General features: G+C 70.9%; 13 protein-coding genes. 1 reads left to right on the plus strand and 12 read right to left on the minus strand.

The annotated features are described in order from the left end of the window. Window positions 1-7 precede the first annotated feature (7 nt). The 7 genes from AB0E88_RS05625 to betA all read right to left on the minus strand — a co-directional run bounded on the left by AB0E88_RS05625 (window position 8) and on the right by betA (window position 10,865). A complete protein-coding gene (locus tag AB0E88_RS05625; RefSeq protein WP_361624256.1) occupies window positions 8-2,446 on the minus strand; it encodes an FAD-dependent oxidoreductase in 2,439 nt (812 codons plus the stop codon). A gap of 231 nt (window positions 2,447-2,677) precedes the next feature. Next, window positions 2,678-3,640 carry an ABC transporter substrate-binding protein gene (locus AB0E88_RS05630; protein ID WP_361624259.1) on the minus strand — a complete coding sequence of 321 codons (963 nt, stop codon included), beginning with the start codon at window positions 3,638-3,640 and terminating at the stop codon, window positions 2,678-2,680. Window positions 3,641-3,653: 13 nt separating this feature from the next. After that, entirely contained in the window at window positions 3,654-5,630 is a 1,977-nt protein-coding gene (locus AB0E88_RS05635) for an ABC transporter permease subunit (protein WP_361624262.1), read from the minus strand. Beyond that, window positions 5,630-6,721, minus strand: coding sequence for a glycine betaine/L-proline ABC transporter ATP-binding protein (locus tag AB0E88_RS05640; RefSeq protein ID WP_361624265.1), 1,092 nt, complete (start codon window positions 6,719-6,721; stop codon window positions 5,630-5,632). The genes AB0E88_RS05635 and AB0E88_RS05640 overlap by 1 nt, the downstream gene beginning before the upstream one ends. 20 nt (window positions 6,722-6,741) lie before the next feature. Further along, window positions 6,742-8,211: an aldehyde dehydrogenase family protein gene (locus tag AB0E88_RS05645; RefSeq protein ID WP_361624268.1), complete on the minus strand. Its 1,470-nt coding sequence runs from the start codon at window positions 8,209-8,211 to the stop codon at window positions 6,742-6,744. 147 nt (window positions 8,212-8,358) lie between these two features. Then, window positions 8,359-9,192, minus strand: coding sequence for a 5,10-methylenetetrahydrofolate reductase (locus AB0E88_RS05650; RefSeq protein ID WP_361624271.1), 834 nt, complete (start codon window positions 9,190-9,192; stop codon window positions 8,359-8,361). A 2-nt stretch (window positions 9,193-9,194) separates the two neighbouring features. Further along, complete coding sequence (gene betA / locus AB0E88_RS05655; protein ID WP_361624274.1) at window positions 9,195-10,865, minus strand: choline dehydrogenase; 1,671 nt, start codon at window positions 10,863-10,865, stop codon at window positions 9,195-9,197. Window positions 10,866-11,022: 157 nt separating this feature from the next. On the opposite strand from betA, the gene AB0E88_RS05660 reads away from it, so the two are divergent. After that, the gene (locus tag AB0E88_RS05660) at window positions 11,023-11,820 is read left to right on the plus strand and encodes an IclR family transcriptional regulator (RefSeq protein ID WP_361624277.1); all 798 of its coding nucleotides are present in this window, start codon (window positions 11,023-11,025) and stop codon (window positions 11,818-11,820) included. A 136-nt stretch (window positions 11,821-11,956) separates the two neighbouring features. Here AB0E88_RS05660 and AB0E88_RS05665 read toward each other — a convergent pair whose 3' ends face one another. The 5 genes from AB0E88_RS05665 to AB0E88_RS05685 all read right to left on the minus strand — a co-directional run bounded on the left by AB0E88_RS05665 (window position 11,957) and on the right by AB0E88_RS05685 (window position 16,787). Then, the gene (locus AB0E88_RS05665; protein WP_361624280.1) at window positions 11,957-13,090 is read right to left on the minus strand and encodes an aromatic ring-hydroxylating dioxygenase subunit alpha; all 1,134 of its coding nucleotides are present in this window, start codon (window positions 13,088-13,090) and stop codon (window positions 11,957-11,959) included. 171 nt (window positions 13,091-13,261) lie between these two features. After that, on the minus strand, window positions 13,262-14,422 hold the full coding sequence (locus AB0E88_RS05670) for an FAD-dependent oxidoreductase (protein ID WP_361624283.1): 1,161 nt from the start codon (window positions 14,420-14,422) through the stop codon (window positions 13,262-13,264). Then, a complete protein-coding gene (locus tag AB0E88_RS05675; RefSeq protein ID WP_361624286.1) occupies window positions 14,419-14,781 on the minus strand; it encodes a bifunctional 3-phenylpropionate/cinnamic acid dioxygenase ferredoxin subunit in 363 nt (120 codons plus the stop codon). The genes AB0E88_RS05670 and AB0E88_RS05675 overlap by 4 nt, the downstream gene beginning before the upstream one ends. Window positions 14,782-15,069: 288 nt before the next feature. Next, the gene (locus tag AB0E88_RS05680; RefSeq protein ID WP_361624289.1) at window positions 15,070-15,705 is read right to left on the minus strand and encodes an MBL fold metallo-hydrolase; all 636 of its coding nucleotides are present in this window, start codon (window positions 15,703-15,705) and stop codon (window positions 15,070-15,072) included. Then, a complete protein-coding gene (locus tag AB0E88_RS05685) occupies window positions 15,702-16,787 on the minus strand; it encodes an S-(hydroxymethyl)mycothiol dehydrogenase (protein WP_361624292.1) in 1,086 nt (361 codons plus the stop codon). Before AB0E88_RS05685 ends, AB0E88_RS05680 begins: the two co-directional genes overlap by 4 nt. Window positions 16,788-17,239: the final 452 nt, after the last annotated feature.

The raw sequence follows: 17,239 nt of genomic DNA on the forward strand, positions 1-17,239 counted from the left end.
CGGAGGGTCAGCCACGCAGACGGGACATGGTCGGGTCGAACAGCGGCTCCTCGGCGACGACCGCCTCGATGCGCTGGCCGAAGTAGCCGATGTGCACGGTGGTGCCGGGGGTGGTGAGTTCGGCGGGGAGCCAGGCGTAGGCGATGCCCTTGCCGATGGTGTAGCCGTAGGCGGCGCTGGTGACGTAGCCGACGGCGCTGTCGCCGGCGTGGACCGGTTCCTTGCCGAGGACGACGGCCTGCGGGTCGGCGATCGTGAGGCAGGTCAGTTTGCGGCGCACGTCGGCCTTGCGCAGTGCGAGCGCGGCCTTGCCGATGAAGTCGTCCTTGTCGAGCTTGACGGCGAAGCCGACGCCGGCCTCGTAGGGGTCGTGCTCGTAGGTCATGTCGGTGCCGAAGGAGCGGTAACCCTTCTCCAGGCGGAGGCTGTTGAAGGCGCCTCGGCCGGCGATGACGCCGCCGAGCGGCTCGGCCGCCGCCCACAGGGTGTCCCACAGCTTCAGGCCCTGGTCGGCGGTGGTGTACAGCTCCCAGCCGAGTTCACCGACGTAGCTCAGGCGCATGGCGGTGACGGGCACCGAGCCGATGTAGGCCTGCTTGGCGCGGAAGTACTTCAGGCCCTCGGCCGAGAAGTCCTCGTCGGTCAGCGGCTGCAGGACTGTGCGGGCGAGCGGTCCCCACAGGCCGATGCAGCAGGTTCCGGCGGTGATGTCACGGACCTGGACGGTGCCGTCGGCCGGGAGATGCCGGCTGAACCAGTCGAGGTCGAGGTTGCCGTTGGCGCCGACCTGGAAGCGGTCGCGGGCCAGGCGGGCGACGGTGACGTCGCTGCGGATGCCGCCGTCGTGGTCGAGGAGCAGGGTGTACGTCACCGAGCCGACCGACTTGTCGATCTTGCCGGTGCACAGCCGCTCCAGGAAGGCCGCCGCACCGGGGCCGGTGACCTCCAGGCGTTTGAGGGCCGTCATGTCGTACATCGCGACGGTCTCGCGGGTGAGCTGGGCCTCGGCGCCGACGATCGGGGACCAGTAGCGCGCGGCCCACTCGTTGGGGGTGGGGATGTCACGGCCCTCGGTGTGGGGGGCGTTGGCCTCGTACCACTGGGGCCGCTCCCAGCCGTTGGCCTCCAGGAAGAACGCGCCGTGGCCCTGCTGGCGGGCATAGAAGGGGCTGGTGCGGATCGGGCGCGGGTCGCCGGACGGCTGGAGCGGGTGGAGGATGTCGTAGACCTCCTCGAAGTTGCGGCAGTCGCGGGCCAGGACGTACTCCGGGGACAGCTGGTGCGGTTCAAAGCGGTTGACGTCGCACTCGTGCAGGTCGAAGGAGGAGCAGTAGCCGTCGACCAGCCATTCGGCGACGGCCCGGCCGACGCCCGCGGAGTGGGTGACCCACACGGCCTCGGCGACCCAGAAGCCCTTGACCTCGGGAGACTCGCCGAGCAGCGGGTAGCCGTCGGTGGTGAAGGAGAACAGGCCGTTGATGCCCTCCTCGACCTTCGCCTCCTGCGTCGCCGGGAGCAGGGACCGGGTCTCGGTCCAGGCCGGCTCGAAGTCCTCCTCGGTGAACTTCAGCACCGAGGGCATCTCCTCGGCCTCGTCCACGGAGAGGATGTCGTCCGCGGAGACCGGCATGGGGCGGTGGCCGTAGTAGCCGATGCCGATGCCGTCGTAGCGGTCGCGGTAGTACAGGTCGGCGTCCTGGTGGCGCAGGATCGGGCGGACGGCTTCCTCGGTCTGGCCGGCGAGGGCCGGGACGGGGCCGGTCCAGGCGAGCTGGTGGCCCAGCGGGGTCAGCGGCAGGTTCATGCCGACCATGCGGGCGATCTTCGGACCCCAGATGCCGGCGCAGCACACCACGATGTCGGCGTCGAGCTCGCCGTGGTCGGTGACGACGCCGGTGACGCGGCCCTCGCTGTGCTTGACGTCGAGGACCTCGTGGCGGGCGAGGAAGCGCACGCCGCGCTCGGTGGCCCGGCGGATCTGCGCCTCGACGGCGAGCACGGCCTTGGCCAGGCCGTCGGTGGGGATGAGCAGGCCGCCGAGGATCCGGTCGCGGTCGAGCAGGGGGTGCTGCCGCACGCACTCGTCGGGGGTGAGCAGGCTTCCCTCGATGCCCCAGGAGGTGATCCAGCCGTGCCGGCGCCGCAGCTCGGCGAGGCGCTCGGGGCTCGTCGCCACCTCGAGGCCGCCGACCTGGAGGAAGCAGGGCTTGCCGTCCACGTCGAGGGAGCTGAACTTCTCCACGGTGTAGCGGGCCAGCTCCGTCATGGTCTTGGAGGCGTTCGTCTGGAAGACCAGGCCCGGGGCGTGCGAGGAGGAACCCCCGGTGGCCGGGAGCGGGCCCTGGTCGACCACGGTCACTTCGGTCCAGCCGCGTGCGGAGATCTCATCCGCGAGGGCCGCTCCCACGACACCCGCTCCGATGATGACCACTCGGGGTCCCGCCATCGCCCAACCTCCGAACTCGAAACCGCTCAGTTGCCTTCTGCGCAACTCGATTCAGGTTGCGCAACTCAATCTGCCTGTCGCCGTGATGGGTGTCAAGGGGTGCGGTGACGTCGGAAAACAGCCCGGAGAACGGCCCGGAGAACGGCCCGGACACGGCGATGCCCGGCGGGCGGCACGCAGGTGTGCGCGCCGCCCGCCGGGCATCCTCGACAGCCGTGCCGTACGGCCTCGTTACTTCAGCCAGGCCTCCACCTTGTCGCGGTTCGCCTCCACCCACTTCTTGGCCGCCGCGTCGTCGGACATCTTGTCCACGGCGATGTACTTGGCGACGACGTTCTGGTCCTCGTTGGTCCAGTGGAAGTTCTTCACCAGCTTGTACGCCGGGCTGCCCGACTTGGCGAACTGCGCACTGACGATCTTGTCGAGTCCGTAGACGGGATAGTCACAGGCGATCTTGGCCGCGTCCGCGTCACAGCCGGTCCTGTACGCCGGCAGGGTCACCTTCACCAGCGGCACCTCCGTCATGAACCACTGCGGCTCGTAGAAGTAGCCGATCAGCCACTGCTTGTTCTTCTCGGCGTTGCGGAACGCCTGGATGAGCGCGGTCTCGCTGCCCGCGTACACCACCTTGAAGTTGAGTTTCAGGTTCGTGACCAGCGCCGCGTCGTTGGTGACGTAGGACGGGTCGCCGTCGAGGAGCTGGCCCTTGCCGCCGGACTCGGAGGTCCTGAAGTTCGCGGCGTACTTGTCGAGGTTGCGCCAGTCGGTGATGTCGGGGTGCGCCTTGGCCAGCCACGGCGGCACCCACCAGCCGATGACGCCCTTGTTGCCGGTCTGCCCGGCCGCGACGGCGGTCCTCTGGCCGGTGATGTACTTCTTCTTCAGGTCGTCGTGGCCCCAGTTCTCCAGGACCGCGTCGACCTCACCGGTCCCGAAGCCCTGCCAGGCGATCTCCTCCTTCAGGTCCTTCTTGGTGACCTTGCAGCCGAGATCGTGCTGCGCCACGTACGCGACGACCGCCGCGTCCGCCTGGTAGCCGACCCACGGGTTGACGGCCAGGTTGAAGGTGCCGCAGGAGCCGTCCGCGTTCTTCGCGGCGGAGGTGTTCTCGCCGACCTTCGCTCCGACGCACCCGGTGAGCGTCAGGCCCAGAACGGTCAGGCCGGCCGCGCCGGTTCTCCAGTGTCGTGCCATGGTGTGGTGCTCCTTACGCCCGGGTGCGTCGCGCCGCGGCCTGAGTGATCCGGTCGAACATGACTCCCAGCAGGACGATGGCGAGCCCCGCCGCCAGGCCCTTGCCGTACAGCTGTCCCTGCGAGAACCCGGCCACGACGTCGTAGCCGAGGGCGCCGGCGCCCACCAGGCCGCCGACCACGACCATCGACAGGACGTAGATCAGGCCCTGGTTGGTGGCGAGCGTCAGGGCACTGCGGGCAACGGGAAGCTGGACCTTGGTGATGATCTGCCAGGTGGTGCAGCCGGCCGAGGTGGCCGCCTCCACGGTGGCCTCGGGCACGGTCCGCACCCCGTCCGCGATGATCTTGATCGCCACCGGTGCCGCGTAGACGACGGCCGCGACGATCGCGGTGAACCGGGTCGCCCCGAACAGCGCCAGGAACGGCACCAGATAGACGAACGGCGGCATGACCTGCGCCGCGTCGAGGGTGGGCCGCACCAGCCGGTCCACGAGGGCGCTGCGCCCCATCCATACGCCGAAGACGGCGCCGAGCAGCATCACCAGCACCGTCGCCACCGCCGTGGAGGCCAGCGTGGTCATGCCGTCCGACCACAGTCCCGTCCCGACGAGCAGCCCGACGCACACGGCGGCCGTGGCCGCGGCGCGCAGGCCGCCGAGCACCGCGCCGAGGGCGACCAGGGTGAGGCCGACGAGCCACCACGGGGAGTCGGTGAGCAGCGTCTGGAAAGGGTTGAGCAGGACCGTGGTGATGACGTCGCGCAGGGCGTTGGTCAGGCCCGACAGGTGGTCCTGCAGCCAGGTGGTCGTGGTGTCGGCGGCACGGGCGATGTGCGTGCCGACGGTGCCGTCCCCGGGGAACTCGGCCGCGTAGACGTAGGTGTGGGAGACGTAGAGCAGGAAGGCGGTGCCGACGCCGCCCGCGGCGAGCAGCGGCCGGCGCCACTTCGCCGGCCGTCCGCTCGCGCGGCGGGCCGTCCCGGCGCGGCCCGCGGCGGCCGTGGTGACGCGGTCCAGCACGATGGCCATCACGACGATGGCGAGACCGGCGTTGAACGCGGTGCCCACGTCGAGCGACTGCAGGGCCTGGACGACGGTCTTGCCGAGGCCGGGCGCGTCGATCAGGGCGGCGATGGTCACCATGGCGAGGGCCGCCATGATGGTCTGGTTGACGCCCATGACCACCGTGCGCTTCGACATCGGCAGCAGCACCTTCACCAGTTGCTGTGCGCGGGTGGTGCCGAGCGAGTCGGCGGCCTCGACGGTGGTCTCGGGCACGGAGCGGATGGCGTGCGCGGTGATGCGGATGGCGGGCGGCGCCGCGTAGATCACCGTGGTGATCACGGCGGAGGCGCCGCCGATGAGGAACACGAGGGTCAGCGGGGCCAGGTAGACGAAGGTCGGCATCGTCTGCATGAAGTCCAGGAACGGCGTCATGACCTTGTTGAACCGGTCCGAGAGGCCGGCCCACACGCCGAGCGGGATGCCGATGAGCAGCGCCACGAGGACGGCCGACAGGGTCAGCGCCAGCGTGTCCATGCTCTCCTGCCACAGGCCCTGGAGCCCGAAGAAGGTGAAGCCGGCCACGGCCAGCAGGGCGACCCGCCAGTTGCCCACGGCCCAGGAGAGGTAGCCGGCCAGGCCGACGACCCCGAGCCAGCCGATCTGCGGGACGGGGCGTCCGGCGGTGGGCTGGGAGATCAGCGACTGGACGAAGGTGACCAGGTTGTCGATGCCCAGCCGGATCTCGTTGAAGAAGTACAGGAAGAGCGGGTTGGAGTTGCGGTTGGCTCCGATGGTGTCGTTGACGTCGTTGAGCCGGCGGTGCAGTCCGGTGAGGTCGGCCGCGGCGAGGGTGAGGGTCTGCCGGCCGCGCAGCACGGCGAACAGCACCAGCCAGGCCACGAGGATCGCCCCCACGAGCATGGGGCGGCTGATCCTCTCGCGCAGGGGCGCGACGGGTGCGGTCGTGTCGGCGACGGCGGCCATCAGGCACCGCCCTCCTGCCCGGCGACGACGGCGAGGATCTCCTCGTCGCCGACGATGCCGAGCAGCTTGCCGTTCTCGACGACCTTGACCGGCTTCTCCGCGGCCAGCACCGCGCGGGTGGCCTCGCGCACCACGACGTCCGGGCCCAGCTCGGGGCCGTCGAGGGCGTCGTCGGGCTGCGCGGGGCGCATGATCCAGCGCAGGGTGAGGACGTCGCCGCGCGGCACGTCCTGGACGAAGTCGCGTACGTAGTCGTCGGCGGGGGCGCCGACCAGTTCGTCACCGGTGCCGCACTGGACCATCTTGCCGTCGCGCATGATGAGGATGCGGTCGCCCAGCTTGAGGGCCTCGGAGAGGTCGTGGGTGATGAACACCATGGTCTTGCCGACCTCGTGGTGCAGGCGGATGACCTCGTTCTGCATGTCGCGGCGGATCAGCGGGTCGAGCGCGGAGAACGGCTCGTCGAAGAAGAGCACCTCGGGGTCGCCGGCCAGGGCGCGGGCGAGGCCGACGCGCTGCTGCATGCCGCCCGAGAGCTGGTCGGGGTAGGAGTTCTCGTATCCGGCCAGGCCGACGAGCTCGACGACCTCGCGGGCCCGGCGCATGCGCTCGGAGCGGCCCGTGCCCCGGATCTCCAGGCCGAAGGCCACGTTCTCCACGACCTTGCGGTGCGGCAGCAGGCCGAAGTGCTGGAAGACCATGGAGAACTTGCGGCGCCGCAGTTCGCGCAGCCGCCTGGCGTCGGCGTCGCGGATGTCCTCGCCCTCGAAGACCACCTCGCCGGAGGTGGGTTCGATCAGCCGGGTCAGACATCGCACCAGGGTGGACTTGCCGGAGCCGGACAGGCCCATGACGACGAAGACCTCACCGGGCGAGACGTCGAAGCTGACGTCGCGCACGGCGGCGGTGCATCCGGTGCGGTCCATGAGTTCGCGGCGGGTGAGCCCGCACAGCTCCTCGGACTGCGGCACCTGGTCGGCCTTGGGCCCGAACACCTTCCACAGCCGGCGCACGGAGATGACCGGGGTGCGGTCCTCGGAGTTCTGGGACGTGCGGCGCCGCTGCGGCACCTCGGTCTGAGCTGTGGTCACGTTCGACCTCTTTTCGGCGTTCAGCCGCTGAACCAGTGCTGCGGCCGGGGTTGGATGTTCTGCCAGACGTGCTTGGGCTCTCGGTACTCGGCGAGGCCGGTCGGCCCCAGTTCCCGGCCCACGCCGGAGTAGCCGAAGCCACCCCATTCGGCTTGCGGTACATAGGGGTGGTAGTCGTTGATCCAGACGGTGCCGTGGCGCAGCCGGCGTGCGACCCGCTGGGCCTTGCCGGCGTCCTGCGTCCAGACGGCTCCGGCGAGTCCGTACTCGGTGTCGTTGGCGATGCGGACGGCGTCGTCCTCGTCGCGGAAGCGCTCCACGGTGAGCACGGGCCCGAAGGACTCCTCGTGCACCACGCGCATGCCCTGGTGGCATTCGTCGAGGACCGTGGGCAGGTAGTAGAAGCCCTCACCGAGTGCGGGGTCGTCGGGGCGGGCTCCGCCGCAGCGCAGGACGGCGCCCTCGGCGAGGCCGGCGGCGACGTACGCCTCGACCTTCTCCCGGTGCTGTGCGGAGATCAGCGCGCCGGTCTCCGCGTCCGGGTCGAAGGGCCCGCCGAGGCGGATCCTGCGGGCGCGGCGCACGACCTCGTCGACGAAGGCGTCGTGCATCGAGTCCTCGACGACGAGGCGGGCGCCGGCCGAGCAGACCTGCCCGGAGTGCAGGAAGACGGCGGTGAGCGCGAAGTCGACGGCCGCCTCGAAGTCGGCGTCGGCGAAGACGACGTTGGGGTTCTTGCCGCCGAGCTCCAGCGCGACCTTCTTCACCGTCGCCGCTGCGGTGGCCATGATGTGGCGGCCGGTGTCCAGGCCGCCGGTGAAGGAGACCATGTCGACGTCGCGGTGTTCGGACAGCGGTGCGCCCGCCTCGGCTCCGGCACCGAGGACCAGGTTGGCCGTGCCGGCCGGCAGCCCCGCCTCTTCCAGCGCCTTCATCAGCAGGACGGAGGTGGAGGGGGTGAGTTCGCTGGGCTTCAGCACGATCGTGTTGCCGGCGAGGAGGGCCGGGGCGACCTTCCACGACGCCTGCAGCAGTGGGTAGTTCCACGGGGTGATCAGTCCGCAGACGCCGACGGGTTCGTAGGTGACGCGGCTGACGGCGTCGTCGCGGCCGGTGTCGACCACCCGGCCGGCGTCGCTGCCGGCGATGCCGCCGTAGTAGCGGAAGCAGGAGACGACGTCGGCGATGTCGTACTCGCTCTCCACGAGCCGCTTGCCGGTGTCGAGGGACTCGGCGCGGGCGAACTCCTTCGCGTCGCGTTCCAGGATGTCGGCGGTGCGCAGGAGCAGGGCGCCGCGCTCGCGTTCGGGGATGCGGGGCCAGGGGCCGCTGTCGAAGGCCCGCCGTGCCGCGGCGATCGCCGCCTCGGTGTCGGGGCGCGTCGCCTCGGAGACCGTCGCGACGAGTGTGCCGTCCGCCGGGCAGCGGATCTCCCGGCTGCCACCGGCCACGGGGACGCGCCATTCGCCGTCCACATACAGATCTGCCATGCGCCGACCCTTCAGGATTTCGTTGCGCATTGTGCATTGCATTGCTTGTGGTGGAACACCCTGACCGACGGGGCGACCACCGTCAAGAGGTCTGCGGATCCCGGTTCACCCAGCGGCGGGAGGCCGCGCGCGCAGCGCGGCGCCGCCTCAGCCGAGGCGGTCGAGCAGCGCGCGGCGCCACCGTTCGGTCTCGGCGATCTGGTTGAAGGTGAACAGGTGCAGGCCCGCCACCGCGGCCGAGGGCGCGGTGAGCTCCTGCGCGCCGCGCGTGAGGAGCTTCTCCGGCGCGTATCCCCCGGGCGTGGCGAACCGCACGAACCACGACGGGTGCCGGGTGAGGAAGCGCGTCGACTCCCCCACGCCGATCTTCGTCGCCATGGCCAGCAGCTTCGCCCGCTGCACGGGCCCGGCCACCCCGACGTGCACGGGCAGAGTCACCCCGCGGTGCCGTATCCGGGTGATCCAGTGGGCCAGCACGCGCGGGTCGAAGCAGAGGTTGCTGACGACGTACGTGGCGTGCGCCTGCTTGTCCCACATGGCCTGGACGGTGATGTCGTCGTGGATCAGCGGATGGCTCTCCGGATACCCGGTGATGCCCCGGTGCGCGAAGGGCCCGCCCAGCTCGTCCAGCCGGCGCAGCACCGGCAGCGCTCCCGCGTACGGCCCGGCGGGCGGGTCGGCGTCGCCCGCCGGCACGAAGACGTCGTCGACGCCCGCCGCGCGCAGCCGCTCGGCCACGTCCTTGAGGTGCGTGTCGTCCCGCAGCAGCCGCGCCGGCACGTGCGGGACGACCCGGTACCCGTGCGCCGCGAGCCGCTCGGTGAGGGCGAGGGTGGGCTCCAGGCCCTTGACCGGCGACGCCGTGACGGTGATAACGACGTCGCGCGGGACATGGGCGAGGACCTTCTCCTCGGTCGTCCGGGCCGGCAGCACCTCGTAGCGGACGCGGCCGAGCAGCGAGCGCAGGGCGTCGGCGGTCACGGCTACCCGACCTGCTGCTGGGCGTCGCGGTGCCGGTAGTACGCGGCCTTGGACGGCTCCAGCGGCTGCTTGCCGAGGATGAGGTCGGCCGCCTTCTCGGCGACCATCATCACGGGGGCGTAGATGTTGCCGTTGGTGACGTACGGCATCACCGAGGCGTCCACCACGCGCAGTCCCTCCATGCCGTGCACCTTCATGCTGAGCGGGTCCACGACCGACATGTCGTCGGTGCCCATCTTGCAGGTGCAGGACGGGTGCAGGGCGGTCTCGCCCTCCTTGGCGACCCAGGCGAGGATCTCCTCGTCGGTCTCGACGGAGGGTCCGGGCGAGATCTCGCCGCCGTTGTAGGGGGAGAGCGCGGGCTGGCCCAGGATCTCGCGGGCGACCCGGATGGCCTCCACCCACTCCCGGCGGTCCTGCTCGGTGGAGAGGTAGTTGAAGCGCAGCGCCGGGTGCACCCGGGGATCCCGGCTCTTGATCTTCACCGAGCCGATGGCGTCGGAGTACATGGGTCCCACGTGCACCTGGTAACCGTGGCCGCCGGCCGGCGAGGAGCCGTCGTAGCGGACCGCGACGGGCAGGAAGTGGAACATCAGGTTGGGGTACTCCACCTCGTCGTTGCTGCGGGCGAAGCCGCCGGCCTCGAAGTGGTTGGTGGCGGCCGGTCCCTTGCGCATCAGCCACTGCAACCCTATGAAGGGCGCCCGCCACTTCGCCATGTACGGCTGCATGGAGACGGGCTGCTTGCAGGCGTACTGGACGTAGACCTCGAGGTGGTCCTGGAGGTTCTCGCCGACGCCCGGCAGGTCGTGCACCACGTCGACGCCGAGGGCGGACAGCTCGGCGGCGTTGCCGACACCGGAGAGCTGCAGCAGCTGCGGGGAGTTGATCGCGCCGCCGCACAGGATGACCTCACCGGCCCTGACCTGCTGCGGGGCGCCGCGGCCGCGCCGGTACTCGACGCCGACGGCGCGCTTGCCCTCGAACAGGACGCGGGTGACGAGGGCGCGGGTGGTCACGGTGAGGTTCGGCCGCTTCATCACGGGCTTGAGGTAGGCCTTGGAGGCCGACAGCCGGCGCCCGCGGTGGACGTTGCGGTCGAACTTGGCGAAGCCTTCCTGCCGGTAGCCGTTGACGTCGTCGGTGGGGGCGTAGCCCGCCTCCTGGGTGGCCTTGAGGAAAGCGCCGAACAGCGGGTTCTCGGCCGGGCCGCGCTCGAGGACGAGGGGCCCGTCGTGGCCGCGGAACTCGTCGTCCGGGTCGGCCGCGAGACAGTTCTCCATCCGCTTGAAGTACGGCAGACAGTGGGCGTAGTCCCAGGTCTCCATGCCGGGGTCGGCGGCCCAGCGCTCGTAGTCCATGGGGTTGCCGCGCTGGAAGATCATGCCGTTGATGCTGCTGGAGCCGCCGAGCACCTTGCCGCGGGCGTGGTAGATGCGCCGGCCGCCCATGTGGGGCTCGGGCTCGGACTCGTACTTCCAGTCGTAGAAGCGGCTGCCGATCGGGTAGGTCAGCGCCGCGGGCATCTGGATGAAGACGTCCCAGGGGTAGTCGGAGCGGCCCGCCTCCAGGACGAGCACCCGGTTGCCGTGGTCGGCCGAGAGCCGGTTCGCCAGTGCGCTGCCGGCCGATCCACCGCCGACGATGACGAAGTCGTAGTGCAGGACAGCCATGGTGCCTCGTCTCACTCGAATCGCGCCGTCGATACGCGACGGATGCTAATACGGGTAGCGCTATACGCACTAGGTTGCGGACGGCGCAACTTGCAAGATTCTTTGTTCACGCTGCGTCACTTGCATGCGCGTTGTTTACCGCGCGTATAGTTCCGCTATGAGCAACTACAGTCCGGATACCGAAACGAACGGCGCGCCGTCCGGCGGTGTGCAGTCCGTCGACCGTGCCATCAGCGTGCTCGAGATCCTCGCCCAGCGGGGAGAGGCCGGGGTCAGCGAGGTGGCCGGCGAGCTGGACGTGCACAAGTCCACGGCGTTCCGCCTGCTCGGCGCCCTGGAGGCGCGCGGCCTGGTGGAGCAGGCGGGCGAGCGCGGCAAGTACCGGCTCGGCTTCGGCATCGTGCGCCTGGCCGGTGCCGTCACGGGGCGTATCGACATCACCCAGCAGGGCCGGCCCGTGTGCGAGCGACTCGCCGAGGAGATCGGCGAGACGGTCAACATCGCCGTGATGCAGGAGCACTACGCGATCAACCTCTACCAGGTGCGCGGTACGGCCGCCGTGACCGCCCACAACTGGGTCGGCCAGCTCACCCCCCTGCACGCCACCTCCAGCGGCAAGGTCATGCTGGCCCACCTGCCGGCCAAGCAGCGCGCGGCGCTGCTGAGCGAGTCCGGCCTGAAGAAGATGACCCCGCACACGATCTCCTCCAAGGCGAAGCTGGAGAAGAACCTCGCCGAGGCCCGGGAGCGCGGGTACGCCTGGACGCTGGAGGAGCTGGAGATCGGGTTGCACGCGATGGCCGCGCCGATCCGGGACCGGGAGGGCCAGGTGATCGCGTCGATCAGCGCCTCCGGCCCCGCCTACCGGTTCACCGAGGAGCGCATGCACGAGCTGGCGCCGGTGCTGGTCAAGGGCGCGGAGGAGATCAGCCACCGCATGGGGTTCCTGGGCTGAGCCCGCGGCCCCTGCCCGGGCCGGGCGCCCGGGGCACGAGCGCCGCACACCCTTCCCGGGCCGGTGCACCCGGAGCACGACCGCCGTACGGCCCGCGTACGCCCCCCGCGCGGGCCCCGGGCGCCGCATCCCCGCCTCACTGCGGCTGCCGCGTGCCGAGCCGCTCGTTCACCCAGTCGTGGAAGGCGCCGATGTGGTGCTCGCTGGGCACCAGGACACCGCCCTTGGCGTACAGCCGCGAGCTCATCCCGGGCTGGGTGCGCTCGCACGCGTCGAAGTCCTGGCGGTTGACCCGGTCGAACAGCTCCACGGACCGGCTGACGTCCTTGCCGCTCTCCACCACCCCCGGCAGGTACAGCCAGTCGCACTCGACGATCGTGCGGTCGACGGCGACCGGGTACATCCGGTGGAAGATCACGTGGTCGGGCACGAGGTTGATGAAGACCTGCGGCTTGACGGTGATCGCGTAGTAGCGCCGGTCCTGGTCCTCGGACACCCCGGGGATACGGTCCAGGCCCTCGGAGCCGTCGACGGTGAAGCCCTTGACCTCCTCACCGAACTCCGCGCCGTGCCCGACGTAGTACTGGGCGGCGTAGCCGTCGGCGAACTCCGGGAGCACCTCGGTCAGTTCCGGGTGGATGGTGGCGCAGTGGTAGCACTCCATGAAGTTCTCGATGATGAGCTTCCAGTTCGCCCGCACGTCGTAGGTGATCCGCCTGCCCACCGCCAGGCTGTCGATGTCGTAGCGCTCGATCGCCGCCACGTCCCCGAGGCGCTCGACGATCGCCCCCATCACGTCGTCCTCGAAGGAGGGCGGGTTCTCCGCCAGGCACACCCACACATAGCCGAGCCATTCCCGGACGGCCACGTCGACCAGGCCGTACTCGGTGCGGCCGACGTCGGGCATCTTGGTGAGGTTGGGCGCCGCGACGAGCTTGCCGTTCAGGTCGTAGGTCCAGGCGTGGTACGGGCACTGGAAGGCGCGCTTGACCTCGCCGGACTCCTCGGTGCAGAGCTTGGCGCCGCGGTGCCGGCACACGTTGAAGTACGCGCGGATCGAGTGGTCGCGCGCCCGGGTGACGAGGAGGGACTCGCGGCCCACGTCGACGGTGCGGAACGCACCGGGCCTCGGCAGGTCGGAGGCGCGCGCGACGCAGAACCACATGGCCTCGAAGATGCGCTCCTGTTCCTGGGCGAAGATGCCCGGGTCGGTGTACGAGGAGCCGGGGAGGGTGGCGATCAGGCTGTCCGGCAGGCTGGTCGAGGTCACGGATGCACTCCTCGGGAGAACGTCGTGGGTCGGTGGGTCACGCGCCGGGAAGAGCGACTTCGAACGGCGTTGTGTGAGAAGCGGGGGGAGGCGACATGGCGCTCTGGTGTTGCGAATGGCGCAGTGTCGCGTGTGATGTGCAACGCAGCATCAAGGGCGGCGCGAGGGGTGTCAAGAGGTCGCGGCGAGCTGCTTGCGCCAGCGGGTGAACAGCCGCGGCTGGTTCATCCCGAGCGCCGCGACGGGAGTGCCGGCCCGCCGGTACACGGCGAGGAAGCTGCGCTCGTCGGTGCGCCCCTCCTCGACCGTGACACTGTCGGCGCCGGCCGCGTGCCCGGTGAACTGGATCTTCACGCCGTACTGGTCGGACCAGAAGTACGGCGGCCTGGGCGCCCCCGGCTCGCGCGCGCCGTACGCGAGCAGGGTGGCCACCGCGGCGTCGGGCCGCTCCAGCGCACCCGTCCAGTGCTCGACGCGGCGGTGCGTGCCGGTGTACGGGTCGTACCAGTTGGCGCAGTCGCCGACGGCGACCACCCCGGCGAGGCTGGTGCGGCCGTCCGAGCCGCAGGTCACGCCGTTGTCGAGGGCGACACCTGAGCCGTGCAGCCAGTCGACGCCGGGGCTCGCCCCGATGCCGACGACGACGATGTCCGCGGGGACGGTACGGCCGTCCTCCAGCAGGACGGCGTCGACGCGCCGCTCGCCGCTCAGCCCCTTGACGCCGACCCCGCACAGCAGCCGTACGCCGTGGTCGGCGTGGAGGGCGGAGACGACCGCCCCCATGTCCGCGCCGAGCGGCCCGGCCAGCGGTGTCGGGGCCGCCTCGATCACGGTGACGTGGAGCCCGAGCGCGTACGCCGTGGAGGCGACCTCGGCGCCGACGAAGCCGCCGCCGATGACCACCAGCCGTCCGCGCAGGGCCAGTTCGTCGCGCAGGGCGCGGGCGTCGTCCAGGGTGCGCAGCGTGTGGACGCCCGCCAGGCCGTCGGTGCCGGGCAGGGTGCGGGCGGCGGCGCCGGTGGCGAGGACGACGCCGTCGGCGCGGATCTCGCGGCCGTCGGCGAGCCGTATCGACCGCTCGGTGCGGTCCAGCGCGGTGGCGCGGGTGCCGAGCACCCACTCCGCCCGGAGGTCCTCGCCGTCGTGCTCCAGGGCCAGGTCCGCCTCGCCGAGGGTTCCCGCCAGGAACTCCTTGGACAGCGGCGGCCGGTCGTAGGGGCGGTGGGGCTCGTCGCCGATGACGACCAGCCGGCCGTCGTAGCCCCGTCGCCGCAGCGAGCGCGCGGCCGACAGGCCGGCCAGCGAGGCGCCCACGACGGCGACGGTCCTCACGCGGGGCCTCCGGCCAGGCGGGCGGCGACGCACGGAGGCAGGTTGGGCGCCTCGGTGGACAGCCGGACGTGGATCATGCCGTCCTCGACGACGACCTCGTGGGTGCGGACCGGGAGCTTGGCCGGCGGGGCGTCCACCGCTCCGGTCCTGAGGTCGAACTTCGAGGCGTGCAGCGGGCATTCGACCTCGCAGCCCTCCAGCCAGCCGTCGGCGAGCGAGGCGTCCTGGTGGGTGCAGGTGTCGTCGATGGCGTAGAGCTCGCCGTCGTCGGTGTGGAACACCGAGACCGGCGGGTCGATGTCGAGCCGGTGGGCCTCGCCTCGCGGCAGATCCGCGAGACGGCACGCGGGAATCATCATGACACCTCGGTGCGTATAGCGAAACGGATTGCGATTAGCGCAACGTCAGTCTGCGGGCCGCCGAGAAGCGTTGTCAAGGCGTTCACCGGGCTGGTTGCACGAGGTGCGGCGGCGTTTTCCGGGCACGCCGGAGCGCCTGCGAAAGCGCAGGTGAGACGGGGGGCAAGCGCACCTGTGGGGCGCGGGTGAACAGGCGCGGGCACACCGGCGCGGGCGCGCCGCGCGCGGTGCGGCGACGGCCCTGCCGCCGGTGCCGGGGCAGGGCCGCCATCACGCCGGGGCGGCAGGTCAGAAGCCGCGGTCGATCCACTCCTGAAGATGCGGCGCCTCGGCGCCGACGGTGGTGGTGTCGCCGTGACCGGTGTGCACGACGGTGTCGTGCGGCAGCGAGAGCAGCCGCCCGCCGATGGAGTCGATGATGGTCGGGAAGTCGCTGAACGACCGCCCCGTCGCCCCCGGCCCGCCGGCGAACAGCGTGTCGCCGCTGAAGAGCGCGGTCAGCGCGGGAGCGTGCAGACAGACGGCTCCCGGGGCGTGGCCCGGGGTGTGCAGCACGGTCAGCTCCGTGCCCGCGACCGTGAGGCGCTGCCCGTCGGCCAGCTCGCCGTCGGGTTTGCGGTCCGGATGCGTCTGCTGCCACAGCGGCAGATCGTCCGGGTGCAGCAGGATCGGGGCGCCGGTGCGCTCGGCGAGGGCGGGGGCCGCGTCGATGTGATCGTTGTGGGCGTGGGTGCAGACGATGGCGCGCAGGGCGCGGCCGCCGAGGGCCCGTTCGATGGCGTCGGCGTCGTGCGCCGCGTCGATCACCACGGCCTCGGCGTCGTCCCCGACGATCCAGACGTTGTTGTCGACGTCCCAGGTGCCGCCGTCCAGGGAGAACGTCCCCGACGTGACGAGGCGTTCGATGCGGGCGCCGGCCGTCACAGGACCACCACCGAACGCAGGACGTCGCCGTGGTGCATGCGCTCGAAGGCCTTCTCGACGTCGTCGAGCGCGATGGTCTCGGTGACGAAGGCGTCCAGGTCGAGGCGGCCCTGGAGGTAGAGGTCGACGAGCATCGGGAAGTCCCGGGACGGCAGGCAGTCGCCGTACCAGGACGACTTCAGCGCCCCGCCCCGGCCGAAGACGTCCAGCAGCGGCAGCTCCAGCTTCATCTCCGGGGTGGGAACCCCGACCAGCACCACCGTGCCGGCGAGATCGCGGGCGTAGAAGGCCTGCTGGTACGTCTCCGGGCGGCCGACGGCCTCGATGACGACGTCGGCACCGAAGCCGCCGGTCAGCTCGCGGACCGCCTCGACCGCGTCGGTCGCCTTGGAGTTGACGGTGTGGGTGGCGCCCAGCTTCTCGGCGGTGGCGAGTTTGCGGTCGTCGATGTCGACGGCGATGATCTTCGCGGCGCCGGCCAGCCTGGACCCGACGATCGCCGCGTCGCCGACACCGCCGCAGCCGATCACCGCGACGGTGTCGCCGCGTCCGACGTTGCCGGTGTTGATCGCCGCGCCGAGGCCCGCCATCACGCCGCATCCGAGCAGACCGACGGCGGCCGCTGAGGCGGCCGGGTCGACCTTGGTGCACTGCCCCGCGGCGACCAGGGTCTTCTCGGCGAACGCGCCGATGCCGAGGGCAGGCGAGAGTTCCGTGCCGTCGGTCAGGGTCATCCTCTGCTCGGCGTTGTGCGTGTTGAAGCAGTACCAGGGCCGGCCACGCAGACACGCGCGGCACTGGCCGCACACCGCGCGCCAGTTCAGTACGACGAAGTCACCGGGCGCCACGTCGGTGACGCCCTCCCCGACCGCCTCCACGACACCGGCGGCCTCGTGCCCCAGCAGGAAGGGGAAGTCGTCGCTGATTCCTCCCTCGCGGTAGTGCAGATCGGTGTGGCAGACCCCGCAGGCCTCGATCTTGACCACGGCCTCACCCGGACCGGGATCGGGCACGATGATCGTTTCGAGACTGACGGGGGCACCCTTGCTGCGTGCGACGACCGCGCGGACCTGCTGAGCCATGGCCACTCCTCGGCTGACAGAGGATCGAGATGTTGCCTAATGCGATACGCATCTCGTATTTCGCAACTCAGCATCGCGGAGAGGGAGGCGGCGGTCAAGGAATACGACACATTCCGGATCCCCCCGGACGCGGCGGCCCGAGCGACCGGTTCCGGGGCCGGGGCGGCCGGCCCGGAGCCCGGCGCCCAAAGCGCGTCACACGCACTGGTGACGCATGGCGAGCGCTTCCTTCGAAGGCGGGTTCGGCGACCGGTCCATGATCGAGCGAGCATGCGCCGAGGACACCGGATCCGCGTTGCCCGATACGCCCGGCTTCCCGTACGTGACCTGCGGCGACACACGGCGCGCGCCTTGCGGATTCACGTCATCGGGCCGTCTACTGTCCTTCACGTCTTCGTTGCTCGCACAACGGGACCTCTGACGCATCCTGTCCCTCTCCCCTTCGCACCGGG

This window comes from Streptomyces sp. NPDC028635, assembly GCF_040637635.1.
Taxonomy (GTDB): Bacteria; Actinomycetota; Actinomycetes; order Streptomycetales; family Streptomycetaceae; genus Streptomyces.

Bases quoted from the DNA above. Each gene is read 5' to 3' on its own strand.
- AB0E88_RS05660 (WP_361624277.1), top strand. From the start codon at position 11,023: ATGAGCAACTACAGTCCGGATACCGAAACGAACGGCGCGCCGTCCGGC.
- AB0E88_RS05685 (WP_361624292.1), bottom strand. From the start codon at position 16,787: ATGGCTCAGCAGGTCCGCGCGGTCGTCGCACGCAGCAAGGGTGCCCCC.
- betA (WP_361624274.1), bottom strand. From the start codon at position 10,865: ATGGCTGTCCTGCACTACGACTTCGTCATCGTCGGCGGTGGATCGGCC.
- AB0E88_RS05635 (WP_361624262.1), bottom strand. From the start codon at position 5,630: ATGGCCGCCGTCGCCGACACGACCGCACCCGTCGCGCCCCTGCGCGAG.
- AB0E88_RS05645 (WP_361624268.1), bottom strand. From the start codon at position 8,211: ATGGCAGATCTGTATGTGGACGGCGAATGGCGCGTCCCCGTGGCCGGT.
- AB0E88_RS05630 (WP_361624259.1), bottom strand. From the start codon at position 3,640: ATGGCACGACACTGGAGAACCGGCGCGGCCGGCCTGACCGTTCTGGGC.
- AB0E88_RS05625 (WP_361624256.1), bottom strand. From the start codon at position 2,446: ATGGCGGGACCCCGAGTGGTCATCATCGGAGCGGGTGTCGTGGGAGCG.
- AB0E88_RS05675 (WP_361624286.1), bottom strand. From the start codon at position 14,781: ATGATGATTCCCGCGTGCCGTCTCGCGGATCTGCCGCGAGGCGAGGCC.